The organism is Streptomyces sp. 184 (genome assembly GCF_045781775.1).
In the GTDB taxonomy this organism is placed as follows: domain Bacteria; phylum Actinomycetota; class Actinomycetes; order Streptomycetales; family Streptomycetaceae; genus Streptomyces.
Genome location: NZ_CP123230.1, coordinates 1108029 through 1133914, shown reverse-complemented (window position 1 = coordinate 1133914; position 25886 = coordinate 1108029). Strand labels below are relative to the sequence as shown.

At 74.2% G+C, this 25886-nt stretch carries 23 protein-coding genes; 10 read left to right on the top strand and 13 right to left on the bottom strand.

What is annotated here, in order from left to right; genetic code table 11:
* Positions 1-40 precede the first annotated feature (40 nt).
* Both QBL21_RS05040 and QBL21_RS05035 read right to left on the bottom strand, forming a co-directional pair.
* Complete coding sequence (locus QBL21_RS05040) at positions 41-997, bottom strand: GlxA family transcriptional regulator (RefSeq protein ID WP_407560764.1); 957 nt, start codon at positions 995-997, stop codon at positions 41-43.
* Between the two features lie 101 nt (positions 998-1098).
* Positions 1099-2238, bottom strand: coding sequence for an AraC family transcriptional regulator (locus QBL21_RS05035; RefSeq protein WP_407560763.1), 1140 nt, complete (start codon positions 2236-2238; stop codon positions 1099-1101).
* Positions 2239-2415: 177 nt separating this feature from the next.
* Here QBL21_RS05035 and QBL21_RS05030 point away from each other — a divergent pair, with 177 nt between their 5' ends.
* On the top strand, positions 2416-3177 hold the full coding sequence (locus QBL21_RS05030) for a class I SAM-dependent methyltransferase (protein WP_407560762.1): 762 nt from the start codon (positions 2416-2418) through the stop codon (positions 3175-3177).
* A 96-nt stretch (positions 3178-3273) separates the two neighbouring features.
* On the opposite strand, the gene QBL21_RS05025 is transcribed toward QBL21_RS05030, so the two are convergent.
* Positions 3274-4173, bottom strand: coding sequence for a TIGR03560 family F420-dependent LLM class oxidoreductase (locus tag QBL21_RS05025; protein ID WP_407560761.1), 900 nt, complete (start codon positions 4171-4173; stop codon positions 3274-3276).
* Positions 4174-4370: 197 nt separating this feature from the next.
* Between QBL21_RS05025 and QBL21_RS05020 the strand changes: the two genes are divergently transcribed.
* Entirely contained in the window at positions 4371-5036 is a 666-nt protein-coding gene (locus QBL21_RS05020; protein WP_407560760.1) for a hypothetical protein, read from the top strand.
* Positions 5037-5287: 251 nt separating this feature from the next.
* On the opposite strand, the gene QBL21_RS05015 is transcribed toward QBL21_RS05020, so the two are convergent.
* The 4 genes from QBL21_RS05015 to hutH form a co-directional block, all read right to left on the bottom strand.
* Positions 5288-5974 carry an ABC transporter ATP-binding protein gene (locus tag QBL21_RS05015; RefSeq protein ID WP_407560759.1) on the bottom strand — a complete coding sequence of 229 codons (687 nt, stop codon included), beginning with the start codon at positions 5972-5974 and terminating at the stop codon, positions 5288-5290.
* Between the two features lie 59 nt (positions 5975-6033).
* Positions 6034-7491, bottom strand: a complete 1458-nt coding sequence (locus QBL21_RS05010; RefSeq protein WP_407560758.1) for an ABC transporter permease — start codon at positions 7489-7491, stop codon at positions 6034-6036.
* 251 nt (positions 7492-7742) lie between these two features.
* Complete coding sequence (locus tag QBL21_RS05005; RefSeq protein WP_407566310.1) at positions 7743-8933, bottom strand: Ig-like domain-containing protein; 1191 nt, start codon at positions 8931-8933, stop codon at positions 7743-7745.
* A gap of 258 nt (positions 8934-9191) precedes the next feature.
* Entirely contained in the window at positions 9192-10790 is a 1599-nt protein-coding gene (gene hutH, locus QBL21_RS05000; protein ID WP_407560756.1) for a histidine ammonia-lyase, read from the bottom strand.
* A 173-nt stretch (positions 10791-10963) separates the two neighbouring features.
* On the opposite strand from hutH, the gene QBL21_RS04995 reads away from it, so the two are divergent.
* Both QBL21_RS04995 and QBL21_RS04990 read left to right on the top strand, forming a co-directional pair.
* Positions 10964-11743, top strand: a complete 780-nt coding sequence (locus QBL21_RS04995) for an enoyl-CoA hydratase/isomerase family protein (protein ID WP_407560754.1) — start codon at positions 10964-10966, stop codon at positions 11741-11743.
* 93 nt (positions 11744-11836) lie between these two features.
* Positions 11837-12943, top strand: coding sequence for a diguanylate cyclase domain-containing protein (locus QBL21_RS04990; RefSeq protein ID WP_407560753.1), 1107 nt, complete (start codon positions 11837-11839; stop codon positions 12941-12943).
* Between the two features lie 250 nt (positions 12944-13193).
* Here QBL21_RS04990 and QBL21_RS04985 read toward each other — a convergent pair whose 3' ends face one another.
* From QBL21_RS04985 to QBL21_RS04975, 3 genes are all read right to left on the bottom strand, one after another.
* The gene (locus tag QBL21_RS04985; protein WP_407560752.1) at positions 13194-14459 is read right to left on the bottom strand and encodes an MFS transporter; all 1266 of its coding nucleotides are present in this window, start codon (positions 14457-14459) and stop codon (positions 13194-13196) included.
* 234 nt (positions 14460-14693) lie between these two features.
* On the bottom strand, positions 14694-15932 hold the full coding sequence (locus tag QBL21_RS04980; RefSeq protein ID WP_407560751.1) for an adenylate/guanylate cyclase domain-containing protein: 1239 nt from the start codon (positions 15930-15932) through the stop codon (positions 14694-14696).
* Positions 15933-16007: 75 nt separating this feature from the next.
* Positions 16008-16874: a biotin--[acetyl-CoA-carboxylase] ligase gene (locus tag QBL21_RS04975; protein WP_407560750.1), complete on the bottom strand. Its 867-nt coding sequence runs from the start codon at positions 16872-16874 to the stop codon at positions 16008-16010.
* Positions 16875-17048: 174 nt separating this feature from the next.
* Here QBL21_RS04975 and QBL21_RS04970 point away from each other — a divergent pair, with 174 nt between their 5' ends.
* The 4 genes from QBL21_RS04970 to QBL21_RS04955 all read left to right on the top strand — a co-directional run bounded on the left by QBL21_RS04970 (position 17049) and on the right by QBL21_RS04955 (position 19853).
* A complete protein-coding gene (locus QBL21_RS04970) occupies positions 17049-18656 on the top strand; it encodes an acyl-CoA carboxylase subunit beta (protein WP_407560749.1) in 1608 nt (535 codons plus the stop codon).
* 23 nt (positions 18657-18679) lie between these two features.
* Entirely contained in the window at positions 18680-18892 is a 213-nt protein-coding gene (locus tag QBL21_RS04965) for an acyl-CoA carboxylase epsilon subunit (RefSeq protein ID WP_407560748.1), read from the top strand.
* Between the two features lie 80 nt (positions 18893-18972).
* Entirely contained in the window at positions 18973-19119 is a 147-nt protein-coding gene (gene mmpB / locus QBL21_RS04960) for a morphogenic membrane protein MmpB (protein WP_407560747.1), read from the top strand.
* Positions 19120-19244: 125 nt separating this feature from the next.
* Positions 19245-19853 carry a Maf family protein gene (locus QBL21_RS04955; protein WP_407560746.1) on the top strand — a complete coding sequence of 203 codons (609 nt, stop codon included), beginning with the start codon at positions 19245-19247 and terminating at the stop codon, positions 19851-19853.
* Positions 19854-19944: 91 nt separating this feature from the next.
* Here QBL21_RS04955 and QBL21_RS04950 read toward each other — a convergent pair whose 3' ends face one another.
* Complete coding sequence (locus QBL21_RS04950; RefSeq protein WP_407560745.1) at positions 19945-20376, bottom strand: hypothetical protein; 432 nt, start codon at positions 20374-20376, stop codon at positions 19945-19947.
* A gap of 407 nt (positions 20377-20783) precedes the next feature.
* On the opposite strand from QBL21_RS04950, the gene QBL21_RS04945 reads away from it, so the two are divergent.
* Positions 20784-22541: an acetyl/propionyl/methylcrotonyl-CoA carboxylase subunit alpha gene (locus tag QBL21_RS04945; RefSeq protein WP_407560744.1), complete on the top strand. Its 1758-nt coding sequence runs from the start codon at positions 20784-20786 to the stop codon at positions 22539-22541.
* Positions 22542-22596: 55 nt separating this feature from the next.
* Here QBL21_RS04945 and QBL21_RS04940 read toward each other — a convergent pair whose 3' ends face one another.
* Positions 22597-24027, bottom strand: a complete 1431-nt coding sequence (locus QBL21_RS04940; protein WP_407560743.1) for an MFS transporter — start codon at positions 24025-24027, stop codon at positions 22597-22599.
* Positions 24028-24145: 118 nt separating this feature from the next.
* Here QBL21_RS04940 and QBL21_RS04935 point away from each other — a divergent pair, with 118 nt between their 5' ends.
* A complete protein-coding gene (locus QBL21_RS04935; RefSeq protein ID WP_407560742.1) occupies positions 24146-24727 on the top strand; it encodes a TetR/AcrR family transcriptional regulator in 582 nt (193 codons plus the stop codon).
* Positions 24728-24824: 97 nt separating this feature from the next.
* Here the strand turns inward: QBL21_RS04935 and QBL21_RS04930 are convergent, their stop codons facing one another.
* Positions 24825-25775 (bottom strand): DeoR/GlpR family DNA-binding transcription regulator, encoded by a 951-nt coding sequence (locus QBL21_RS04930; RefSeq protein ID WP_407566309.1) that lies wholly within the window; start codon positions 25773-25775, stop codon positions 24825-24827.
* Positions 25776-25886 lie beyond the last annotated feature (111 nt).

The window sequence follows — 25886 nt, the reverse complement described above, 5'->3', positions numbered from 1 at the left end:
CTCCGCAAGGATCTCGCCAGGGCCCTGCTCGCCAGGTCGCCTACTCGCCCCGCGCGAACGTGCGCCGGTACTCGCTCGGCGTCGTGCCCAGGATCCGCTGGAAGTGCAGCCGCAGGTTCGCCCCCGTGCCGAGGCCGACGCCGTCGGCGATCTGCTCGACGCTCTGCTCCGAGCGCTCCAGCAGCTCGCGCGCCACGTCGATACGGGCCCTCATGATCCACTGCATCGGCGTGTACCCCGTGTCGTCCACGAACCGCCGCGAGAACGTACGCGCCGACACCCCCGCGTGCCGGGCCAGCGCCTCCAGCGTCAGCGGCTCGCCGAGCCGGTGCAGCGCCCACTCCCGGGTCGCGGCGAACCGCTCGCCGAGCGGTTCCGGCACGCTGCGCGGCACGTACTGCGCCTGGCCACCGCTGCGGTACGGGGCCGCCACCAGGCGCCGGGCGGCGTGGTTGGACGCGGCCACGCCGAGGTCGCCGCGCAGGATGTGCAGGCACAGGTCGATGCCGGAGGCGGCGCCGGCGGAGGTCAGGACGCTGCCCTCGTCGACGAAGAGCACGTTCTCGTCGACCCGTACCTCCGGGTGCTTCGCGGCGAGCGCCCGCGTGTAGTGCCAGTGGGTGGTGGCGCGGCGGCCGTCGAGGAGTCCGGTGGCGGCGAGGGCGAAGGCGCCGGTCGAGATGGCGGCGAGGCGGGCGCCGCGGCGGTGGGCGTCGATCAGCGCGTCGGTGACGGCGGGCGGCGGGTCGTCGCGGTCGGGGAAGCGGTAGCCGGGTACGAAGACGATGTCGGCCCAGGTGAGCGCGTCGAGGCCGTGCGCGACGTGGTACGAGAGGCCGTCGCCGCCCGCCACCAGCCCCGGTGCGGCGCCGCACATGCGGACCTCGTACGGCATGCTCCGGCGGGTGCTGAACACCTGCGCGGGGATGCCGGCGTCGAGGGGCTTGGCCCCTTCGAGGACGAGGACGGCGGCGCGGCGGAGGCGGGAGGCTGGCACGGGGACACGGTACGCAGGTCGGGGGTGGGGTGGCGGCAAAGGTGGTTGCGGGGGTGGCGCGGGTGTCCGTGGCGCGCGTTCGGTGCCTTCTCTACGGGTCCTCAGTCCCGCGGGAAGTACGTGCCCGGCGGTGCCCCCACCGTCCGGTGGAACGCCGCCACGAACGCGCTCGGCGACGCGTAGCCGACGTGCCGGGCCGCCGTGGCCACCGTCGCACCCGAGGCCAGCAGCGGCAGGGACTCCTGGAGGCGCAGGTGCGTACGCCAGCGGCCGAAGGGCATGCCCGTCTCGGCGACGAAGAGGCGCGCCAGCGTGCGGGGCGCCGCGCCGGCGTACGGGGACCACTCCGCGAGCGTGCGGGCGTCGGCGGGGGTGTCGCGCAGGGCCTCGGCGACGGCGCGGGAGCGGGGGTCGCGGGGCATGGGCGCCAGGACGGACGTCGGGGCGACGGGGGCGAGTTGGTCGAGGAGCACGGCCTCGGCGCGGGCGCGGGCGGGCGGGGCGGGGGCGTCGTCGGCGAGGTGGTCGAACAGGGCCCGCAGCAGCGGGGTGACCGCCACGACGGTCGGCTCCGTCCACCCCACGGCTACCGGGGCGGGGGCAGAGGTCAGAGCAGGGGCAGGGGCCGGGTCGGTCGCCTCCGGGGGCCGGGTGGGCGGGTGCGGGACGGGCGCGGGGTCCGCCGCCGGCTCCCGGGCACGTAGCCCGCGTTCGGCGGCCGGGGCGGGATTCGCCGCCCCGGCCCGCGCGGGGTTCGCCGCCGTCCCGTCCGCGGCCCGCGTGACCCGCCCGGTGGCGGGGGCGTGGCCCGCCGCCGGCTCCGGAGCCGCCCGGGCCGCGCGCTCGGCGACCGGCGCGTAGTCCCACGCCATCGGCTGAGGGGCCCAGGCCGTACGCTCGGTGGCCGGGGCCGCATCCGTGCCCACCGGCTCCCGGACCCGGCCCCCGCGTGGGCGGCGGGGTGCGGGCGGGCGGGTGCGGGACGGGCGCGGGGCGGCGGGGGGTGCGGGGCGGGCCTGCGGGACGTACAGGGCGCGGGCTTCCGTCGTGCCCGCCGTGCCGGTGGCGTGCCGTACCCCCGGCGGGATCCACAGCGCCGTCGTCGCCGGCAGCACCCACGTCCGCCCCAGCGCGCGCACCATCAGCACCCCGCTCCTGGCCCAGGCCAGTTGCGGCACCGGGTGCCGGTGCCGGCCGACCCAGCCGCCGGCGCCCGCCATCGCGAAGTCCCCCACGAGCACCGCACCGCTCCCCGGACCGGACGCGGCAGCAGAAGCGGAAGCAGAAACGGAAGGCGGTGCTTGGCCGTTCAGCGACATGGCTGGCCAGACTAGCGCGTGGCAGCCACATTCCTTCCCGCGCGTCGGCCGGGCGAAGCGGAAGCGCACGAACGGACCGCCCCCGGGTAGGCATCGGGCATGCGCCCCGTGGACTACGACGACCGCCTCCACCGCACCTACGCCGCCGGCCGCGCCCTCACCGACGCCCAACGCACCGCCTGGGCCCGCGGCTTCGCCGCCCGCCTGCCCGCCGCCCGCCCGCTGCGCGGGCTCGACCTCGGCTCCGGCACCGGGCGGTTCACGCCGCTGCTGGCCGCGGAGTTCGGCGGTCCGGTCACCGGCGTCGAGCCGTCGGCGCGGATGCGCGAGCAGGCGGTGGCGCACGCCGCGCACCCGCGGGTCGCCTACGTCCCGGGGCGGGCGGAGGCGCTGCCGCTGCCGGACGGGTCGGCCGACTTCGCGCTGAGCTTCCTCGTCTGGCACCACGTACGGGACAAGCCCGCGGGCGCGCGCGAGTTGCACCGCGTCGTACGGCCCGGGGGCACCCTGCTGCTGCGTACCGAACTCACCGACCGGCTGCCCGCCCTGTGGTACATCGACGCCTTCCCCGGCGGGCGCGACGTCCTCGCCGCGCTCTACGAGCCGCTGTCGGTGCTGCGCGGTACGTTCGAGGCAGCGGGGTGGGAGCTGGTGTCGGTGGGGGAGGTCGGGCTGCCGGCGCCCGGCACCTGGGCGGGGGCGCTGGCCCGGCTGCGCACCCGGGCGTTCTCCATCTTCGAGCACATGCGGGAGGCCGACATCGACACCGGCTTCGCCGAGTTGGAGCGCCGCGTGGCCGCGGCGCCGCACGCGCCTGCGCCGGTGGCGCCCGGGACGGTGGTCACCTTCCGCCGCGCGTGACGGCCCGGACCCGCGCCGCGTCGGCGGCACGCACCCGGCAGGCGCCCGCGGCGCGTACCCGCAAGGCGCCCGCGGCACCTGCCCGCGTGACGGCCCTCACCACACCCCCACCTGGCTGTTCGGCTTGATCTGCGCCACCACCGGCACGGCCTCCCCCACCGCCTCGACCGCCTCCACCGTCCACGGCCCGTCCGCGACGTACACCACGTGCTCGATCCCGTACTCCGCGAACGACTCGCACCGCTCCGCCACCGACTCCGCGGACTCCCCCAACTCCATCCGGGCGGTGACCGTCTTCTCGACCTCCCAGTACGGCCGCCCCGCAGCCGCGCAGTGGTCGGCGAGCACGTCCAGCTCGCGGCGCAGCGTCAGGCCGCCGTCCGGTACGTCGAAGAAGTTGCACGCGTCCGCGTACTGCGCCGCGAGCCGCAGCATCGGCCCGTCGCCCACGCCGCCGACGAGCACCGCGGGGCGGGGCCGCTGCACCGGCTGCGGGCTGCACACGGGGTAGTCCAGCGTGAAGTGCCGCCCGTCGAACGCGCCGGTGTCGCCCGCCCACATCTGCTGAGCCAGCCGCAGCGTCTCCTCCAGCCGCTCGATCCGCTCGACCGCGGGCGGCAGGGACAGGCCCATGGCGTACGCCTCGTCCTCGCGGTAGCCGGCGCCGAGGCCGAGCCAGGCGCGACCGCCGGAGAGCACGTCGAGGGTGGTGACGGCCTTGACGAGCAGGGCGGGCGGCCGGTACGTGACGCCGGTGACCATGGTGCCGATGCGGACGTGCTCGGTGCGCGCGGCCAGGTAGCCCAGCGTGGTGTACGCCTCCAGCACCGGCTCGTCCGGCGTGCACGTGGGGTCGGCCTGGAGCAGGTGGTCACCGACCCAGACGGTGTCCACGCCCGCCGCGTCCGCCGCGCCGACGACGTCTGCCAGCGCGGGCGCGAGGGCCGTGGGGCCGCCGGGCCAGGAGAAGTCGGTGACGTTGATGCTGATGCGCATGGTGGGCGGCCTCCTCGTCGCTTACCAGGCAGTCTGCCTGCGACGGCGTCAGCGGGTCGTCCGTCCACGGGAGTCAACTTTCCTACTCCCAGGGGAGTAACGGGATGTCAAGGGCCTTCCCGGGGCGTCAGGGGCCCGTCGCCGGGGCGCCGGGCGGTGCGCGGGAGGGGTTCGCGGCGACTGCGTACCGTGGTGCCATGAGCACCGCCAAGTTGACGCCCGCCCGGCGCCGGGCCGTGGCCGGGGCCGACGCCGCGACCGGGCTGGTGCACGCGAGCGAGCGCGTGCTGGAAGGGCTGGTGGACGCGGGTTTCGCGGTACGGCACACGCGCCCGCCGCACCGGCACTACCTCACCCCCGCCGGGCGGGAGCTACGCGACCGGCTGCTCGCCGCCGAAGCGGCGGCCGAGACCGCGGAGGACCCGGCGGACGGCGGCCGGGGCCCGGCGGAACCGGGGGTGTTCGCGACCCGTACCGGCGGGGAGCCCGCCCCGGACGATGCCGTCGCGCGCGCCCGCGAGGTGCGCAGCGCCTGGGAGGGGCTGGCCGAGCTGCGCCGGCTCACCAACGCCGACGGCGCCACCGCTGTGCCGTGCGCCTGGGAGCGTACGCACCTGGCGTCCGCCGTCGCCCTTGCGCTGGAAGCCGCCGGGCTGCCCCCGGCCACCCCCGCGACCGGCGGCTACGCCGTCACCCCCGCCGAGCACCAGCCGGAGGCGGTACGGGTCGACTGGCGGCCCGGGCCGGCGCTGCGGGAACTGGTGCGGGCCGCGGGGGTGCTGGAGTCGGCGGGGTGGCAGGTCTCCGAACACCCGGAGCGCGACGGCGGGATGTACCTGCTGGCCTCACCGCGCCGCCGCTGACGGGCCGTCCGCCCAGCCCCCGGTCCGCACAGCGCCCCGCCCCTCACGGCGCCCCGCCCGTACGGCAGCCCCGTCCCTGCGGCACACCCACGCCGTACGTCCCAGCCCGCACCCGTCCCCGCACCGCTTCTGCGCGCCCCCGCCCGTACACCCGCCGCACACGGCGCGCAGGGGCGCGTACAGGCACCGCCACGCCCGTACGCGCCCCTCCCACGGCACCCCCGTGCCCCCGCCGTGCGGCGGCGGCGCCGCTACGCCGCCGCCTCCCGCTCCGTGACCTTCAGCCGGCCCTTCTTGATCACCGCCAGCCGCGGCGCCCGCCGGGCGATCGAGCTGTCGTGCGTGACCAGCACGTACGTCAGCCCCAGCTCCTTCCACAGCCCTTCCAGCAGCGCCACGATGTCGTCCCGGGTGTCCTCGTCGAGGTTGCCGGTCGGCTCGTCGGCCAGCAGCACCTTCGGCTGCTTCACCAGCGCCCGCGCGATGGCCACGCGCTGCTGCTGGCCGCCGGACAGCTCGCCCGGCAGGTGCGTGAGCCGCTCGGCGAGGCCCACGGACTCCAGCGCGTCCGCCGCCCGCTTGGCGCGCTCGGTCGCCTTCACGCCGAGCGGTACGAGCGCGGTCTCGACGTTCTCCTGGGCGCTGAGGGTGGGGATGAGGTTGAAGCTCTGGAAGACGAAGCCGATGGTCGCGGCCCGTACCCGCGTCAGGGCGGCCTCGCTGAGCCCGCCGAGGTCGGTGCCGTCGAGGCTGAGGGTGCCGGAGGTCGCCCGGTCGAGGCCGCCGAGCAGTTGCAGCAGCGTCGACTTGCCGCCGCCGGTGGGGCCGCGGACGACGAGCTGGTCGCCGTCCGCGATGGTGAGGTCGACGCCGGCGAGGGCGTCGATGGCCTCCTTGCCGCGCTGGTAGCGCTTGGTGACGCCGGTGAGCTGGTACATCGTGTCAACTCCTGGGTGCCGCGGGGGGTGGGGTGGTCGGGGGAAGGGAGGGCGAGGGGCTACTCGACGCGCCGCAGCGCGTCCGCCGGCCGCAGCCGCGCCGCCCGCCAGCCGCCGAAGCAGCCGGCGATCAGCCCGCCGGCGACCGCGAGTGCGACGGCCAGCGCGATCACGGAGAGCGTCACGGGCGCCTGGAGCGAGACCTCCACGCTGGAGCTGGCCGCGTCCAGCATCTGCTGCGGCCCGCGCAGCGTGGCGCCCTCGGGTGCGTCGGCGCCGGGGCCCATCGAGGCGTTCAGCGTCGGGGCGATGGTCGTGACGACGTACGCACCGGCGACCCCGAGCGCGATGCCGAGTGCACCGCCGAGGATCCCGTTGACGAACGCCTCGCCCATCACCTGCCGGACGACGCGACCGCTGCGCCAGCCGAGCGCCTTCAGCGTGCCGAACTCGCGCACCCGCCGGCCGACGGCGGACATCGTGAGCAGCCCGGCGAGCAGGAAGGCGGCGATCAGCACGGCGATGGAGAGCCACCTGCCGATGTTGGTGGCCAGGTTGGAGGCGGTGGAGAGGTTGCCGGAGACCTGCTCGGCGAGGTCGGAGGCGGAGGTGACGCTGGCACCGGACACGTTCTCGTCGATGGCGTCCTTGACCGCGGGGATGTCCTCGGAGCTGTCGGCCTTGACGTAGATGGTGCTGACCTTGTTCTCCAGGTCGGCGTCGGACAGCTCCTGGGCGCGCTTCAGCGGGATGTAGACGTTCGCGGTGGAGGCGCCGGTGTCGGCGGTGGCGATGCCGACGACCTCGAACTTCTTGCCTTTGATGGTGACCTCGTCACCGACCTCAAGGTTCTCGTCCTTGGCGTACGCGCTGTCCACGACGGCCTTGAGCGCGTTGGTGTCGTCCGCGCCGAAGGTCTCGCCGTCGCTGATCTTCGACGAGGAGAGCGGGCCGACGTCCTGCTGGGAGACGTCGAGGCCGGTGACGGTGAAGGAGTCGACGTCGATGTCCGCGCCGCCGCCCTCGATCCGCGGGCCGCCACCGCCACCGCCGCCTGGGCCGCCCTGGCCCGGGGCCGCCTGGCCGTCGGTGCCGCCCTCGATCTTCCCCTGCTGGAAGTCGCCCTTGAACTCGATGTCGTTGAGCGCCAGCGCACCCACCGCGGTGTCGACGCCGTCCTGGCCCGCGACCTCGCCGACGACCGAGTCGTCGAGGTGCTGGAAGCCGCCGAGCGGCATCAGCCGGTCGTCGGTCTTGGTGGCGTCCTCACCGTCGGCGCCGGGCCCGATGCGGAAGCTCTGCGGGCCGCCGTCGCTCTCGTCCGCCTCCTTGCTGACGGTGAGGTCGGTGCCCACGCCGTAGAGGGAGTGCAGGACTTCGTCCTGGGCGTCGCGCATGCCGGCGGCCACGGACGAGACGGTGATGACGAGGCCGATGCCGAGGGCGAGGCCCGTGGCGACGACCAGTGCGGCCTTTCTGCGCCGGCGCAACTCGCGCCGCAGGTAGGTGAGGAACATGCGGCGAAGCTATGGCGCCATGTTGGGGAAAGGCTGAGGCCACCGTGAGAGTGCCATGAGAAAGGGCCGGGCCCTGCCGTACGTACGTCGTACGGCCCAGGTCCCGGCCCTGCGGTGGCTCTGAGGCGGCTCTGCGGCGTCCGCCCGCGGCGCCCGCCGGCGGGCGGCGGTCCGCGCCCTCGCGTGCTGCGGTACGCCGGGGCGTACGGGGCTTCGACCCCGCACGCCGGTCCGGCGCGCCGCGCCTCAGCTCAGAGCGCGCTGCCCTGCTGCCATGCGGCCCAGTCCATGTTCCAGCCGTTGAGGCCGTTGTCCGGGGCGATGGTCTCGTCGGGCGAGTTCTTGACGATCACGACGTCGCCGAGCAGCGACTGGTCGTAGAACCACGCGCCGTCCGTGCCCGGGTCGTTCGCGCCCTGCTTGTCGAACAGGCCGACGCAGCCGTGGCTGGTGTTGGCGCTGCCGAAGACGCCCTGGCCGCCCCAGTAGTTGCCGTGGATGAACGTGCCCGAGGTGGACAGCCGCATGGCGTGCGGCACGTCCGGGATGTCGTACTCGCTCTCGCCCTCCTTGTCGGTGAAACCGACCGTCGAGCCGTCCATCCGGGTCTCCTTGTGCTTCTCGGAGATCACCATCTGGCCGTTGTACGTGGGGTTCTCGGGCGCGCCCGCGGAGATCGGGATCGTCTTGACCTTCTTGCCGTCGCGCACGACCGTCATCGTCATGGCCTTGACGTCGACGGTGGTGACCTGCGAGCGGCCCACGGTGAAGCTCATCTCGCGGTCCTGCACGCCGTAGACGCCGGGCGACGCCTCGACGCCGTCGAGGTTCATGTCCATCGTGACGGTGGAGCCCGCCTGCCAGTAGTCCTCGGGGCGGAAGTCGATCCGGGTGTCGTTGAACCAGTGGCCGACGACGTCCTGGCCGCTGCTCGTCTCGACGTCGATCTTCGACTCGACGGCGGCCTTGTCCTCGACCGGCTTGTCGAAGTTGAGCGACACCGGCATGCCGACGCCGACCTCGGTGCCGTCCTCGGGGGTGAAGTAGCCGATGACGCTGTTCTCGGCGGAGACGGTGGAGAAGCCCGAGTTGGACGTGGACACCTGGCCGTCGCCGTCCTCGGCCTTGGCGGTGATCCGGTACTCCGTGCCGCGCTCCAGCGCCGCGTCCGGCTTCCAGGACTTGCCGTCGTCCGCGATGGTCCCGGCGACCTCGTCGGTGCTGCCGGCCGCGGTGAGCACGACCTCGGTGAGCTTGCCGCCCTTGACGGTGACCTCGGTGTCGGAGTTGATCCCGACGTTCTCCGTACCGTCCTTGGGCGCTATGGATATTCGGGCGTCCGGCACGTTCTTCTTCTGCTCCGAGGCCGACTCCTTCTGGTCCCCGGAGTCGTCCGCCTTGCTGTCGCCGCTACACGCGGTCAGACCCAGCACGGCGCTCATCGCCAGTGCGGACAGCGCCACCCCGCGCCGCCCCTTGCCGTACACCCTCACGTCTTAACTCCCCTTCACCGCGAAAGGCACGATTGCCCTACCTCACGGGATAGGACGCCCGATCCCCACTGGTCCGTTCCGTCCTGCTACCCACTGTGGCACACGCCACCGACGCCCCAGACCCGCGGCCGGGCGCGCCACCCCGTCACCGGTCGATTCGAGTCAGATCGGTGCAGGTCAGTGCGGGTTCGATCAGATCTTGACAGATCAGGAAAGAGGCCCTGTGACGGACTCCACTGCCGCGACCAGCCGCCCGGAGCGTACGAACCCCTCCGCTGCCGCCAGGTCCGGCGACAGGAAGCGGTCGGCCCCGGGCCCCGCCACCCCCGCGTCGCGCACGGCGCGCAGCACGGCCTGGGTGGCGGGCGCCGGTGTGAGCCCGGCGCGCAGCTCGACCGCGCGGGTGGCCGCGTACATCTCGACGGCCAGCACCTTCGTCAGATGGTCGAGCGCGGTTCGCAGCTTGCGCGCCGCGGACCAGCCCATCGAGACGTGGTCCTCCTGCATCGCCGACGACGGGATGGAGTCGGCCGACGCCGGCACGGCCAGCCGCTTCAGCTCGCTGACCAGCGCGGCCTGGGTGTACTGGGCGATCATCAGGCCCGAGTCCACGCCGGGGTCGCCGGCCAGGAAGGCGGGCAGGCCGTGGCTGCGGTTCTTGTCCAGCAGCCGGTCGGTGCGGCGCTCGGCGATGGAGCCGAGGTCGGCGGCGGCGATGGCGAGGAAGTCCAGGACGTACGCGACGGGGGCGCCGTGGAAGTTGCCGTTGGACTCGACCCTGCCCCCCTCGTAGCCGCCGGCGTCGGCGGTACCTCCGGGGAGGACAACGGGGTTGTCGACGGCGGCGGCCAGTTCGCGTTCCGCGACGGTACGGGCGTGGGCGAGGGTGTCCCGGCCGGCGCCGGCGACCTGCGGCGCGCAGCGCACGGAGTACGCGTCCTGCACCCGGGGCGCGGCGGGCAGGCCGTCGTGGCCGGTCTGGTGGTGGCCGGTGAGGCCGGAGCCGTCGAGCACCCTGAGCATGTTGGCGGCGCTGGCGGCCTGGCCGGGGTGGGGGCGTACGGCGTGCAGCTCGGGCGCGAGCACCCGGTCGGTGCCGAGCAGGGCCTCCAGCGTCAGCGCGGCGGTGACGTCGGCGGCGGTGAGCAGCGCGGCGAGGTCGGCGCAGGCCATGAGCAGCATGCCGAGCATCCCGTCGGTGCCGTTGAGCAGCGCCAGGCCCTCCTTCTCGCGCAGCGTGACGGGCGCGAGGCCGTGCGCCGCGAGGAGGTCGGCGGCGGGGTGCACGGCGCCGTCGGGCCCTTCGGCGTCGCCCTCGCCCATGAGCGCCAGCGCGCAGTGCGAGAGCGGGGCGAGGTCGCCGGAGCAGCCGAGCGAGCCGTACTCGTGCACGACGGGGGTGATGCCGGCGTTGAGCATCCCGGCCATCGCCCGGGCCACCTCGGGCCGCACGCCGGTGTGGCCGGAGGCCAGCGTCTTCAGGCGCAGGAACATCAGCGCGCGGACGACCTCCCGCTCCACCCGCGGGCCCATGCCGGCCGCGTGCGAGCGGACGATGTTGCGCTGGAGCTGGACGCGCAGGTCGGGGCTGATGTGCCGGACGGCGAGCGCGCCGAAGCCGGTGGAGATGCCGTAGACGGGTTCGGGCTTGGCGGCGAGGTCGTCCACGACGCGGCGGGCGGCGGCGAGGGCGTCGAGGGCGCTCGCCGACAGCTCGACGGGTGCGCCGCGGCGGGCGACGGCCAGGACGTCGTCCGCGGTGGTGCCGGCGGGCCCGAGGACGACCGGGGCGGGACGGGGGTGCATATTCATATTCAAGAACCTTACGAAGTGAATCCGGAGCTGTCACGAGCGCTGCACGGACCCCGGACGGGCCGTCCAACCGATCAGGAAACGCGTCCGGCCGGCCCTGGCGCGTCGCGCGTCCACGCACTACGTTAGCGACCGTTAACGCCACCACCCGCCGGAGGCCGATTCGCATGGGCGAGGGCATCGCCGTCCACACGCACGAGTACGTCGCCGAGCTGGTCCTCGACCGGCCGGAGGCCATGAACGCCGTCTCCACCGACCTGGCCCGCGCGCTCACCGAGACCACCGCGCGCCTGGCCGCGGACGCCTCCGTACGGGCCGTGGTCCTCACCTCCAGCCACGAGCGGGCCTTCTGCGTCGGCGCGGACCTCAAGGAGCGCAACGACTTCACCGACGCCGACATGCACCGCCACCGCCCCACCTCGCGCGCCGCGTACACGGGAGTGCTGGAGCTGCCGGTGCCGGCCATCGCGGCCGTGCACGGCTTCGCCCTCGGCGGGGGGTACGAGCTGGCGCTGTCCTGCGACTTCATCGTCGCCGACGAGACGGCGGTCGTCGGGCTGCCGGAGGTGTCGGTCGGCGTCGTGCCGGGCGGCGGCGGGACGCAGTTGCTGCCGCGCCGGGTGGGCGCCGCCCGCGCGGCGGAGCTGATCTTCACCGCGCGCCGGGTGGAGGCGGCGGAGGCGCATGCGCTGGGGCTGCTCGACCGGCTGGTGCCGGCGGGCGAGGCGCGCACGACGGCGCTGGAGCTGGCGCGGCGGATCGCGGGCAACTCGCCGGTGGGCGTACGGGCCGCGAAGCGGGCGCTGCGGCTGGGCTTCGGGCGGGAGCTGCGGGCGGGGCTGGAGATCGAGGACGCGGCGTGGCACCGGACGGCGCTGTCGGCGGACCGCAAGGAGGGCGTGGCGGCGTTCAACGAGAAACGCAAGCCGGAGTGGCCGGGAGCGTAGGAAGGGCGCAACAGGGCGCAACGGAGCGCCTTACGCAGAGTGGACAATCAGCCTAAATCTCGTAAATCGTGATCGATTGCCTACCCTGGACCCGTGACGGGCAACGACCGGCCCCCGGACGAATCGCTGCACGCCGTGGTCGAGCTGGCCCGGGCGCTGGCGGACGCGGTGACGCCCCGCGACACCGTACGCGCGGCGGCCGCGGGGGCCAGGCGCGCGCTGGACGGGTCCTTCGCGGCGGTGTCCGTGTGGGAGCGCGAGCGCGGCCGGCTGCGGGTGCTCGTCAACGACGGCGAGCGGGCGGCCGGCGAGGAGGAGTTCCCGCCGGACGAGTCGTACCCCGTGCGCGACTTCCCCGAGCTGGCCTCCTCCCCCGGCGGCCCCTGGACGGCGACCGAGGACTCCGCGGGACGGCGGGGGGACGGGCTGCGGCGACGCGGGCGGGGGAGCTGCCTGGTGGCGCCGGTCGTGGTGCACGGCCGCGCCTGGGGCGAGCTGTACGTCGCCCGCCCGCGCGGCGCCGCCGGCTTCACGCCGTACGACGCGGCCTTCGCGGCGGCGGTGAGCGCGGTGGTCGCGGCGGGGATCGCGCAGACCGAGCGGCTGGAGGAGGCGCGGCGGCTGGCGTTCACGGACCCGCTGACGGGGCTGGCCAACCGCCGGGCGCTGGACCTGCGGCTGGACGAGGCGGTGGAGCAGCACCGGGCGGAGGGCACGGTGGTCAGCCTGGTCGTCTGCGACGTCAACGGCCTGAAGGAGGTCAACGACTCGCTCGGCCACGCGGGCGGCGACCGTCTGCTGGAACGATTCGGCTCGCTGCTGTCGCTGCATGGCGCGGCGCTGCCGGACACCTTGGCCGCCCGGCTGGGCGGCGACGAGTTCTGCCTGCTGTCGGTGGGCCCGCCGCCGGACGACGTGGTGCGCACGGCGACGGAACTGTGCGCGCGAGCGGCGGACCTGGAGCCGGGCCGGGGGGTCGCGTGCGGGGTGGCATCGACGGGGGACCCGATCGGGCCGGTGCTGTCGGGCCGCCGCCTGCTGCGGCTGGCGGACGCGGCCCAGTACGCGGCGAAGGCGGCGGGGGAGGAGGGCCCGGTGGTGGCGGGCAGGGACAGCGAGGTGACGCGACTGGCGGACCACCCGCCGCGGGGCCGGAGCCGCAGGGCGTTCCGGGGACGGCAGGCGGGGAGGAGGGGGTAGAGGGCCGGCCCCGCGTGGGCGGGGAGTGCCCCCAGTCGATGGTCACGGGCCCGAATCCGTGCGGATCATCCCCGCGGGGGCGGGGAGCGCGTGTCCCGGTACATGAGTGCGCCGGGGGGCGGGGGACCATCCCCGCGAGGGCGGGGCGTGCTGCTTCGTCCAGAACGAGTAGATGCCGAATTCGGGACCATCCCGCGTGGGCGGTGCGTGCCCTTCCGGCCTGGAGTGTTGCCGACGCGGCCCCTCCGGTTCAACCACTTCCGCCGAACCGGCCATCGGCCTTCGCCCCCGGCAGCTCCCGCCCCAGCCGCGACAGCGGCGACAGCGCCATCACCACCGGCGACAGCAGCATCCCCGCCGCCGTCGCCAGCAGGCTCGGCCGCAGTCCCCACTCCCCCGCCAGCCACCCGCCCAGCAGCGAGCCCAGCGGTGTCAGCCCCATCCCCGCGAACGTGATCGTCGCCGCCACCCGGCCCTGCATCCCGTCCGGCGTGGCCGCCTGCCGGACCGCCATCACCGTGACGTTCACCAACTGCCCGCCCGCTCCGAACACGAAGCCCACCGCGACCAGCACCGCCACCGTCACCGCCGACGACCCCCGCAGCGCCGGTACGCACAGGAACACCCCGTCGCCCACCACCGCGCCCGCCACCAGCACCGTCCCGTACCCCGCCCGCCGCGGCAGCCAGGCGGCCAGCAGCGCCCCTGCCAGCGCGCCCGGGCCCGTCGCCGCGAGCGTCAGCCCCACCACCGCGCCCGGCAGGCCCAACTCCCGCGGCAGGTAGAGCAGATAGACGGTCATCATCGCCGCCAGCGCGATCTGGAACGCGACCGACGCCAGGCACACCGCCCGGAGCACCGCGTTGCCCGCCACGAAGCGCAGTCCCTCCCGGATGCGCCGCCAGACCCGGGCGGTACGTTCCGGCCCCTGCGGAAGCCGTTCGGTGCCGCGTATGCGCCGGATCGACAGGAACGACAGCGCGAAGCACCCCGCGCTGGACGCCACCGCGACCGGCGCCGACAGCAGCGACACCAGCGCACCGCCGAGCGCCGGACCGCCGATCTGCGCCGCGGACCGGCTGCTCTCCAGCGCGCTGTTGCCCCGCACCAACTGGTCGCGCTCCACGAGTCGTACGAGAGACGCCTGGTACGCCACGTCGAAGAACACGGACAGCGCCCCGACGGCGAACACGACCGCGAACAGCGCCGGCAGCCCGAACCAGCCCACCGCGCCGGCCCCGGCCGCGGCGCCCAGCACCGCCGCCCGGCCGACGTCCGTCCACACCATCACCGTGCGCGTACGCCATCTGTCGACCCACGCCCCGACGAAGAGCGCGAGCAGCAGGATCGGCACCTGCCCCGCCGCCCGCAGGGCGCCCAGTTCGCCGGCGCCGACGTCGAGCGTCAGGACGGCGATCAGGGGGAGAACGACGAGGCCGGTGTGTTCACCGAGCTGAGAGGCCGTCTGTCCGGCCCAGAGCCGGCGGAAGTCGGCTTCCCGCCACAGACTCGACACGAGGGGATCCCTTGGCTTGCGGGCATGCGGAAAAGGGCTCGCTGTGCCGCAACACCAAGGGCAGCACGCGATGACGGGCCACTACGGCCTACGGCGTCAACGCGCGCTCGGAACACCGGGCATGTCGGGAAACTCCTCGTGGATCACGTGCCGGACTCCGAGCCTAGCCCCGCCCGGCCCGCCGCAGAAGACGCCCGGAAGGCACCCCGAAGCCTCCCCGCACCCCGCCCGCCGTCAGCCGCGACGGCTCAGCAGCCACGGCTCCACCACGCCCAGCCCCCGCACCGGCCGCTGCCACATCGGCTGGAGCGCGAACCGGTACGACGGCACGGCCTCCGCGCCGCCCTCCGCCGCGGCCTTCTCCGCCGCCGTGGCCTCCGCCTCCGACTCGGGGGCGTCGCCGTCCCTTATGAGTTCCTCGGCGAAGTCGCTGTCCACCAGCACCGTGTCCTTCGGCGCGATGGACGTCAGCCGGGACGCCAGGTTCACCGTCGTGCCGAACACGTCGCCCATCCGCGTCGTCACCGTGCCGAAAGCGATGCCCACCCGCAGCTCCGGCATCGTCTCGTCGTGGGCCAGCGTCTCGATCATCCGGACGCCGATCTCCGCCGCCGTGCCCGAGTCGTCCGCGGAGAAGAGCACCTCGTCGCCGAGGGTCTTGATGAGCCGGCCGCCGTGGGCGGCGACCAGGTCGGCGGCGGTGGTCTCGAACGCCTCGACCAGCTCGCCCAGCTCCTCTTCCTCCAGCCGCCGGGTCAGCCGCGTGAACCCGACGAGGTCGGCGAAGCCCACCGCGAGGCGGCGGTCGACCATCTCGGCGTCGTCCTGCGCCTGGACGACCCGGCCGGTGGCCGCGGCGAGCTGGCGGCGCCACACGTAGACGAGGAACTCCTCCAGCTCCGGCAGCAGCAGCTCGACCAGCGGGTACGCGATCTCCGTACGGGACATGCCCTCCTGCGGCTCGGTGAGCCCTTCGAGGAAGGAGTCGATCTGCCAGTCCGCCAGCCGGGCTGTGGTCTGCCCGGTGGAGCGCGCCACCTGCACCGCCATGCCCTCGCTCAGCAGCCCGGCCTCCACCAGGCCCGCGAGCCGGCGCAGGGCGAGCACGTCGGCCTCGGTGAGCGCCTTGGCCTGGCCGATGTCGGCGAAGCCCATGGCGCGCCAGAAGCGGGCCGCCAGCTCCATCGGCACGCCCGCCGCCCGCGCGGCCTGGAAGGGCGTGTAGCGGCGGTCGGAGCCCAGGATGAGCTGCTCGATGCGCAGTGCGATGGGGTTCTCGTCGTCCTCCGGGCTCTCCTGGCCTTCGGACGCATCCGGACCTGCCGGGACTTCCCGTGCTTCGGGTTCCTCCGGGCCTTCGGATTCCGCCGGGCCGTCCTCCGGGCCCGCGACGCCTTCCCGGCCCTCCGGGGCCCCGGGTCCTCCCGGACCCGTCGGCTCCGCCGCACCGGAGGAGCCCGCAACCTCACTCACCGGCTGCCCCCTCCCCCCGTCCGTTCCCTGGCCACCGCCCTTGCGGTCCCAACGATACGGGAATTGTGGCCCAGCTCACTCCGCTTCGGCCGCGGTCCGCAGGTGCACCACGTCCCCCGCGCCCACCGGCTCCTCCATGCCCGCCGCGGTGGCCAGCACCAGCCGGCCGTCGCCGTCCACGGCGACGGCCTCGCCGGTCAGCGTCGCCCCGCCCGGCAGCTCCGCGCGAACCTGCCGGCCGAGCGTCGCGCAGCCTGCCGCGTACGTCTCCTGGAGCCGGGCGCCGGCCGGGTCGCCGGCGGCGGTGCGCCAGCTTCCGTACCAGCGTTCCAGCGAGCGCAGCACGGCGCGCAGCAGCGGGTCCCGGTCGGTGACCTTCGCGCCGGCCAGGGCCAGCGAGCCGGCCTGCGGGACGGGCAGTTCGTCGGCGCGCAGCGTGACGTTGATGCCGATGCCGAGGACCACCGCCTCCGCGTCGGCGTCGACGCGCTCCACGAGGATGCCGCCCGTCTTGCGCTCCTCGCCGGCGACGGTGACGAGGACGTCGTTCGGCCACTTCAGCGCCGTGTCGACGCCCGCGGCCCGCGGCAGCGCGGTCGCCACGGCGACGCCGGCGAGCAGGGGCAGCCAGCCCCACCGGCTCGCAGGCACACCCTCGGGGCGCAGCAGTACGGAGAAGAAAAGTCCGGATCTGGCCGGTGCCGACCAGCGGCGGTCCAGCCGGCCGCGCCCGGCGGTCTGCTCCTCCGCGACCAGCACGGCGCCCTCGGGCGCCCCCTCGCGGGCGCGGGCGGCGAGGTCGGCGTTGGTGGAGCCGGTGGCCTCGACGACGTCGAGCGACGTCCACAGCCCTCCGGTCCGTACGAGAGCCTGGCGCAGCGCGTGGGCGTTCAGGGGCGGGCGTTCGAGGTCGGACCAGCGGCTTCCCCGATCTGCACTCATATGGCCACCCTACGGCCAGACATCCGGCCGACCGCCGCCGACGCCACGCCGCCGGTGTGGCCAACGCCGCATCCGTACGGGGGCTCCGCGCCGATAACCTACGTAGCGGTAAGTCCCGCACTCCTCCGGGTACCCCGCCCGGAGGCGCCCCCGACGAGCAGGAGCTGCACCGCGATGGCCAAGGCGTACGAGCCCCCCGCCGAGACGGCGGACAGCCACACGACGGCCGGCCGGCTCGCCGATCTCGGCCGGCGGATCGAGGAGGCCACGCACGCCGGGTCGGCGCGCGCGGTGGAGAAGCAGCACGCGAAGGGCAAGCTGACCGCACGCGAGCGGGTCGACCTGCTGCTGGACGACGGGTCGTTCACCGAGCTGGACGAGTTCGCCCGGCACCGTTCGACGAACTTCGGTATCGACGCCAACCGCCCGTACGGCGACGGCGTGGTCACCGGCTACGGGACCGTCGACGGCCGCCCGGTCGTGGTGTATTCGCAGGACTTCACGGTCTTCGGCGGCTCCCTCGGCGAGGTCTACGGCGAGAAGATCGTCAAGGCGATGGACTTCGCCATGAAGACCGGCTGTCCGATCATCGGCATCAACGACGGCGGCGGCGCGCGCATCCAGGAGGGCGTCGTCGCGCTCGGGCTCTTCGCGGAGATCTTCCGCCGCAACGTCCACAGCTCGGGCGTCGTCCCGCAGATCAGCGTCATCGTCGGCCCGTGCGCGGGCGGGGCGGTGTACTCCCCGGCGATCACGGACTTCACCGTCATGGTGGACGGCACGTCGCACATGTTCATCACGGGCCCCGACGTCATCAAGACCGTCACCGGTGAGGACGTCGGCTTCGAGGAGCTGGGCGGAGCCCGTACCCACAACACCACCTCGGGTGTCGCACACCACATGGCGGGCGACGAGAAGGACGCCTTCGACTACGTCAAGGCGCTGCTGTCGTACCTGCCGTCGAACAACCTCAGCGACCCGCCCGCCTTCCCCGAGGAGGGCGAGGCGGCGGTCACCGACGAGGACCGCGAGCTGGACACGCTCATCCCGGACTCGGCGAGCCAGCCGTACGACATGCACACCGCCATCGAACACGTGCTGGACGACCGCGAGTTCCTGGAGACCCAGTCGCTGTACGCGCCGAACATCATCACCGGCTTCGGCCGCGTGGAGGGCCACCCGGTCGGGGTCGTCGCCAACCAGCCGATGCAGTTCGCCGGCTGCCTGGACATCAAGGCCAGCGAGAAGGCCGCCCGCTTCGTGCGCACCTGCGACGCGTTCAACGTCCCCGTGCTCACCTTCGTCGACGTCCCCGGCTTCCTGCCGGGCACGGACCAGGAGTACGACGGCATCATCCGCCGCGGCGCCAAGCTGATCTACGCCTACGCCGAGGCCACCGTGCCGCTGATCACGGTGATCACCCGCAAGGCGTTCGGCGGCGCGTACGACGTCATGGGCTCCAAGCACCTCGGCGCGGACCTGAACCTGGCCTGGCCCACCGCGCGGATCGCCGTCATGGGCGCGCAGGGCGCGGTCAACATCCTCTACCGCCGCACGCTCGCCGCCATCGGGGACGAGGCGGAGCGGGAGGCGCGCCGCGCCGAGTTGATCCAGGAGTACGAGGACGCGCTGCTGAACCCGTATGCGGCGGCCGAACGCGGGTATGTGGACGCCGTGATCATGCCGTCGGAGACGCGGCGGCAGGTGGCGAAGGGGCTGCGGGTGCTGCGTACCAAGCGGGAGTCGCTGCCGCCCAAGAAGCACGGGAACATCCCGCTGTAAGGCGGCGGTGTCGAGGAGGGCCGATGTCCGACGAGATCAAGGTCGTCCGGGGCAACCCGACGGCGGAGGAGCTGGCGGCGGCGCTGGCGGTGGTCCAGGCGCGGGCGGCCTCGGCCGCGAACGGCTCGCGGAGCGGCCGGGGCGGCGAGTGGGCGGACCCCGAGCGGCGGGTGCTGACCCGGCGGACGCCGCGGCCGGGGCCGAAGGCGTGGCGTACGACGTACTGGCCTGCTTAGGACGGGTGCGCGCCCCCGCGCCCCCCTATCTGAGTACCCGTACTCAGGCGCGCGGGGCGGCGGGCCGGGACCATCGAAGGATGCTCTGGTCCGACCCTCCAGACGAACCCGACGCGGAGTTGCGTGCGGCGGAACGGCGGCTGCGCCGCGCCGGCTGGCTGCTTGCCGTGGCGGCGGTGGTCACGATGGCCCTGGGGGCGGCGGGACCCGGCATGCTGCCGACCTGATGCGCGGGCGGGACGCCCGGCGGATCGCGGTGCGGATCGGCCGTCCGCTGCCGACGAGTGCGCGCCGGTACGGGTACGGGCGTACCCGCGCGGCGCTGTCGTCCCCGCCGCCTACGATGACCCGCATGGCCCACCACCCCGCCCGCACGCTCGTGCTCGCGTCGCAGTCCCCCGCCCGGCTCGCCCTGCTCCGGCAGGCGGGGCTCGCGCCCGAGGTGCTCGTCAGCGGCGTCGACGAGGACGCCGTCACCGCCGCGACGCCCGCGGAGCTGGCCCTGGTGCTCGCCGAGGCGAAGGCCGGCGCCGTCGCGGCGCGGCCGGAGGCGGCAGGGGCGCTGGTCGTCGGCTGCGACTCGGTGCTGGAGCTGGACGGCAGGGCGCTGGGCAAGCCCGTGGACGCCGAGGACGCCACGGCGCGGTGGAAGGCGATGCGGGGCCGCTCCGGGGTGCTCCAGACCGGGCACTGCCTGATCGACACGGCGTCGGGGCGGCGGACGAGCGCGACGGCCGGGACGGTGGTGCGGTTCGGGGAGCCGAGCGACGCCGAGATCGCCGCCTACGTCGCGACCGGCGAACCGCTCCACGTGGCCGGGGCGTTCACCATCGACGGCCGGTCGGCGGCGTTCATCGACGGCATCGAAGGCGACCACGGCAACGTCGTGGGGCTCTCGCTGCCGCTGCTGCGGCGGCAGCTCGCGGAGCTGGGCGTGCAGATCACCGACCTGTGGGCGTAGCGCCGGCCGGCCTTCCGGGCCGTACGCGATCCTTCCGGCCCGTACGCGATGCAGCGCCCGGCCGCCGAGGTGACCGGGGAGGTGACGGGGCTCAGGCCGCCGGCGCCGGCTCCGCGCCGCCCTCGGCCGGTCGTACGGCGGCGTCTTCGGCGGTCAGCGTCAGCACGATGAGCCCGAACACCACCATCAGCCCCGCGAACGCCGCCCAGCCCACCAGCCCGACGGCCACCGTCGCCAGCACCGCGTGCAGCACCGCGCAGCTCACCAGCAGGATCCGCCCGGCGCGGCCGGGGGCCCGGTCCCGTACCGCGAGGAGCAGCGAGAGCGCACCGCAGCACAGTAGGTAGAGCCCGATCGCCATGCCCGCCACGCGCGTGGAGCCGGACATGACGCCGGAGTCGAGGCCGGCGAGGGACATGTCCTGGCGGTCGACGACCGAGCCCAGGATGAAGTGCACGACGGCCAGTCCGACCGCCTCGACGAGCAGCGCGGCACCCGCGACCGCCGCGGCCGTTCTGCGCATGACGGCACCCCCTCACCGGGTCCTTTCGGCACATTTACGCTACTGACGGGTAGTTGAGCACGGCAAGGGTCCGCGCACGATGGACACTCGACGGACACACGACGGGCACGCGACAGGCTTGCGCCATGGACCCGGCCGGATGGGCGACCCGAAAAGATTCCGCCTCGCCTTCGTATGGTTCCCACAAAAAGATGCGCCGTCCATCTGCTCAACAGGCGCGAGACCTTGGCCACACGCCGGTTTCGCGCGCACGGCCCCGGATGCGGCGTACCTTGGGAACTCAGGGCTTCGCGCCCGAGTGCGGCGGCGCGGATCGCCTTCTGTGTGGGCAAGCTCACCTCCGGGATCCCGCAGCGCAGAGGTGTCGCCATTACCTAAAATCTCGGTGTTCCGAGAAGGGAGCCAACGTGCGCAAGGTGCTCATCGCCAACCGCGGCGAAATCGCCGTCCGGGTCGCCCGCGCCTGCCGGGACGCCGGGATCGCGAGCGTGGCCGTCTACGCCGCGCCGGACCGGGACGCACTGCACGTCCGCGTGGCCGACGAGGCTTTCGCGCTCGGCGGTGACACCCCGGCCACGAGCTACCTCGACATCGGCAAGGTGCTTCAGGCGGCCAAGGACTCGGGCGCGGACGCGGTCCACCCCGGGTACGGCTTCCTGTCGGAGAACGCCGAGTTCGCCCAGGCGGTCCTCGACGCGGACCTGACGTGGATCGGCCCGCCGCCGCAGGCGATCCGCGACCTCGGCGACAAGGTGTCCGCCAGGCACATCGCCCAGCGCGCCGGCGCACCGCTGGTGGCGGGCACGAAGGACCCGGTCGCGGGCGCCGCGGAGGTCACCGCGTTCGCGGAGGAGCACGGGCTGCCGATCGCCATCAAGGCCGCCTTCGGCGGCGGCGGTCGCGGGCTGAAGGTCGCCCGTACGCTCGAAGAGGTCCCGGAGCTGTACGAGTCGGCGGTGCGCGAGGCCATCGCCGCGTTCGGCCGCGGCGAGTGCTTCGTCGAGCGCTATCTCGACCGGCCGCGGCACGTGGAGACGCAGTGCCTCGCGGACAAGCACGGGAACGTGGTCGTGGTCTCCACCCGGGACTGCTCGCTCCAGCGCCGCCACCAGAAGCTGGTGGAGGAGGCGCCGGCGCCGTTCCTGTCCCCGGAGCAGAACGCCGAGCTGTACCGCGCGTCGAAGGCCATCCTCCGGGAGGCGGGCTACGAGGGCGCGGGCACCTGCGAGTTCCTCGTCGGCCAGGACGGCACGATCTCCTTCCTGGAGGTCAACACCCGGCTCCAGGTGGAGCACCCGGTGACCGAGGAGGTCACGGGCATCGACCTGGTGCGGGAGATGTTCCGTATCGCCGACGGCGAGGAGCTGGGGTATGACGACCCGCCGGTGCGGGGTCACTCCTTCGAGTTCCGTATCAACGGCGAGGACCCGGGGCGCAACTTCCTGCCCGCGCCCGGCACGGTGACGGCCTTCGAGCCGCCGGCCGGGCCCGGGGTGCGGCTGGACGCGGGCGTGGAGTCGGGCAGCGTGATCGGCCCGGCGTGGGACTCGCTGCTGGCCAAGCTGGTCATCACCGGCGCCACCCGGCAGCAGGCGCTCCAGCGCGCGGCGCGCGCGCTGGAGGAGTTCACGGTCTCCGGGATGGCGACGGCGCTGCCGTTCCACCGCGCGGTGGTGCGGGACCCGGCGTTCGCGCCGGCTTCGGCGGTCGAGCCGTTCGCCGTCCACACCCGGTGGATCGAGACGGAGTTCGCGGGCGGCATCGCCCCGTTCGCCGGCGGCGCCGACGCCGAGGCGGAGGAGGAGAGCCGCGAGACGCTGGTCGTCGAGGTCGGCGGCAAGCGTCTGGAGGTCTCGCTGCCGTCGTCGCTCGGCGCGGTCGCCTCGGCGGCGGCCGGGCGGGCGAAGCCGAAGCGGCGGGCGGCGAAGAAGTCCGGCTCCGCGGTCTCGGGCGACGCGCTGGCCTCGCCCATGCAGGGCACGATCGTGAAGGTGGGCGTCGAGGAGGGCCAGCAGGTCGCGGAGGGCGATCTGGTGATCGTGCTGGAGGCGATGAAGATGGAGCAGCCCATCAACGCCCATCGCGCCGGGACGGTCAAGGACCTCGCGGCGGAGATCGGCGCGACCGTCACCTCCGGCGCGGTGATCTGCGAGATCAAGGACTGAGTCACAGACGGAAGCGGTCGGGGGCGGGCCCGCGGGCCCGCCCCCGACCTGTGTGTCACGGCTTGCGCGGTACGCCCTTGGCCACCGCCATCAGCAGCACGGCCGCCGCCGAGAACGCCGCCGCGGCGGTGAACGCGGCGCCCGTACCGTCGAAGAACGTGTGCCCCGCGGAGTGCCGCAGGCCCGCGTCGAAGACGGAGACCAGCACGGACAGCCCCAGGCTGCCGCCGACGTACTGCATCGTCTGGAGCAGCCCGGAGGCCGACCCGGCGTCCTCGGGCTCGACGCCGCTGAGTATCAGGGTGGTGAGCTGCATCGTGGTCAGCCCCACCCCGGTGCCCATGAGCACCAGCGGGCCCAGCAGCCCGTCGACGTAGCCGGAGGAGGCGTCGAGCCGGACGAGCCACAGCGTGCCCGCGGCGTTGAGCGCCAGCCCGACGAGCGCGGTGCGCTTCGGGCCGAACCGGGCCTGGGCGCGCGGCGCGTAGCGCGAGGCGGCGAAGAGCGGCAGCGTGAGGGCCAGGAAGGCCAGGCCCGCGCGGAAGGGGCTGTAGTCGAGGAACCGCTGAAGGTACTGCGTGGTGAAGTAGAAGACGCCGAACATCCCGGCGGGGATCATCAGCATCGTCGCGTACGCGACCGACCGGTTGCGGTCGGCGAAGAGCCGCAGCACCACCAGCGGCCGGCGGACGCGGAGTTCGACGGCGAGGAACGTGCCGAGCAGCGCCGTCGCGGCGGCGAAGGCGGCGAGGGCGAGTCCGTCGCTCCAGCCGTTCTCGGCGGTGCGGATGAAGCCGTAGACGAGCGAGGTCATGCCCCCGGTGCCGAGCAGCGCGCCGAGGACGTCGAACGGGCCGCGCTGGCGCGGGGTCTCGTCGAGGTGGCGCGGCGCGAGCCAGGCGATGGCCAGGCCCACGGGCAGGTTGATCAGGAAGACCCAGTGCCAGGACGCGAGGTCGGTGAGCGCCCCGCCGAGGACCAGGCCGAGCGCGGAGCCGGCGCCGCTGATCGAGGCGAAGACGCTGAGCGCGCGGGCGCGTTGGCGGCCCTCGGGGAAGGTGGTGGCCAGCAGCGCGAGGGTGCTGGGCGCGGCGAGGGCGGCGGCGGCGCCCTGGGCGGTACGGGCGAAGAGCAGCCAGCCGCCGCTTGGGGCGAGGCCGGCGAGGAGGGAGGCGGCGGTGAAGGCGAGCACGCCGGTGACGAGCGCGCGGCGGCGGCCGATGCGGTCGCCTATGCGGCTGCCGAGGAGCAGCAGGCCGCCGAAGGCGAGCGTGTAGAGGTTGAGGATCCAGGACATCCGGGTCGAGGAGAAGCCGAGGTCGAGCGCGACGTCGGGAAGTGCGACGTTCACCACGGTGGCGTCGACCAGGAACATCAACTGGGTGGCGACGATCGCGGTGAGCGCGAGCCCCGGGCGGGCGCCGCGGGCCGGGCGGGTGCGGCCGCCGGCGTCGTGGCCCGTGGGCGTGCGCAGGGATGTGGACACAGAGGTGCCTCCGGCAGAGAATGAAGTGGAGGGTAGCTCCGCTTGACTATACGGAGGCTACCTCCGTTTCTGCAATGGCATTCTGGGCTGCAAGCGGGGACGACGAAGGGTGGTGCCCATGGCGACGGTGCAGGGCCGGCCGATGCGCGCGGACGCGCGCCGCAACTACGAACGCCTGCTCAACGAGGCCGCGGCGGCCTTCGGCGAGCACGGCGCGGACGCCTCGCTGGAGGAGATCGCGCGCCGCGCGGGCGTCGGCATCGGCACGCTGTACCGGCACTTCCCGGACCGCTTCGCGCTCATGGGCGAGGTCTTCCAGACCCAGGTCGACGAGTTGGACGCCACGGCGCGGACGCTGGCGACGGACGACGGCAGGACGCCGATCGGCGCGCTGGCGGCGTGGATGCGGCGGTACGTGGACGTGTCCTCCACGATCCGCGGGGTCGCCGCGACGCTGATGGACGAGGGGCTGATGGTCAACTGCAAGACGCAGTTGCGGGAGACCGTCGAGCTGCTGGCGGTCCGGGCGCGGGAGTCCGGCGAACTGCGCGCGGACGTCGCGCCCGAGGACGTACTGCGGCTGACGAGCGCCATCGCGTACGCGGCGGAGAAGGCGTCGGCGAAGAACCCGGAGGACACCGAGGTCGCCGACCGCCTGCTGGGCCTGGCCCTCGACGGATTGCGCACACGCACCGCCTGACGGCGGACGCGCGGCCGCGGAGTTCGGGGGTGGAGTTCGGGGGTGGAGTTCGGGGCGGAGCCCGGGGGCGGTGGAGATCACCGCCCCCGCCGGCCCGCTACCGCCGCCGTGGTGCCAGGTCCGCCACGCGGCCCTGCTCCGGCAGCGCCGCCGCGGCGCGCATCGCCGACGCCGCGGCCTGCGGCGTCCGCCGCTGACCCGGCAGCGGCACGCTCTCGTCGCCGCGCCGCCGCTCTCCTCCGTGCCGGGGGTGCCGGCCCCGCGCCGCAGCCGGCGGGCCGTTCTCACCGCCCACCGGCTGCTCCGGGCCCGCCACCGCGATCTGCACCCCCTGGTCGGCCAGGGCCTGGAGTTCGGTGGCGGCGCGCTCGTCGTTCGGCGGCGGCTCGTCCGTGACGAGCCGCGTGATGACGTCGGTGGGCACCGTCTGGAACATCGTGTCGGTGCCCAGCTTGGAGTGGTCCGCGAGCACCACGACCTCGGCCGCGGCCTGCACCAGCGCCCGGTCGACGCTCGCCGACAGCATGTTGGACGTGGACAGCCCGCGCTCTGCGGTCAGTCCACTGCCGGAGAGGAACGCGCGGGAGACGCGCAATCCCTGAAGCGACTGCTCGGCACCGCTGCCCACCAGCGCGTAGTTGCTGCCGCGCAGCGTGCCGCCGGTCATGACGACCTCCACCCGGTTGGCGTGCGCGAGCGCCTGGGCGACGAGCAGGGAGTTGGTCACGACGGTGAGGCCGGGGATGCGCGCGAGCCGGCGGGCCAGCTCCTGCGTCGTCGTACCGGCACCGACGACGACGGCTTCGCCCTCCTCGACGAATCCGGCGGCCAGATCGGCGATCGCGGTCTTCTCCGCGGTCGCGAGATGTGATTTCTGCGGGAAGCCTGACTCACGGGTGAAACCGCCCGGGAGGACGGCACCTCCGTGCCTACGGTCCAGCAGCCCTTCCGCCTCCAGGGCGCGTACGTCTCGGCGTACGGTCACCTCGGAGGTCTGTACGACTCGAGCGAGCTCTCGGAGCGATACGGCCCCGTTGGCCCGCACCATTTCCAGGATCAACTGACGACGTTCTGCAGCGAACACGAAACCGACAGTAACGCCAAAGACCGTGTTCTTTCAGCCGCTTGCGTCGATGAGAAGAAAGTGCTCCTTCGCGAC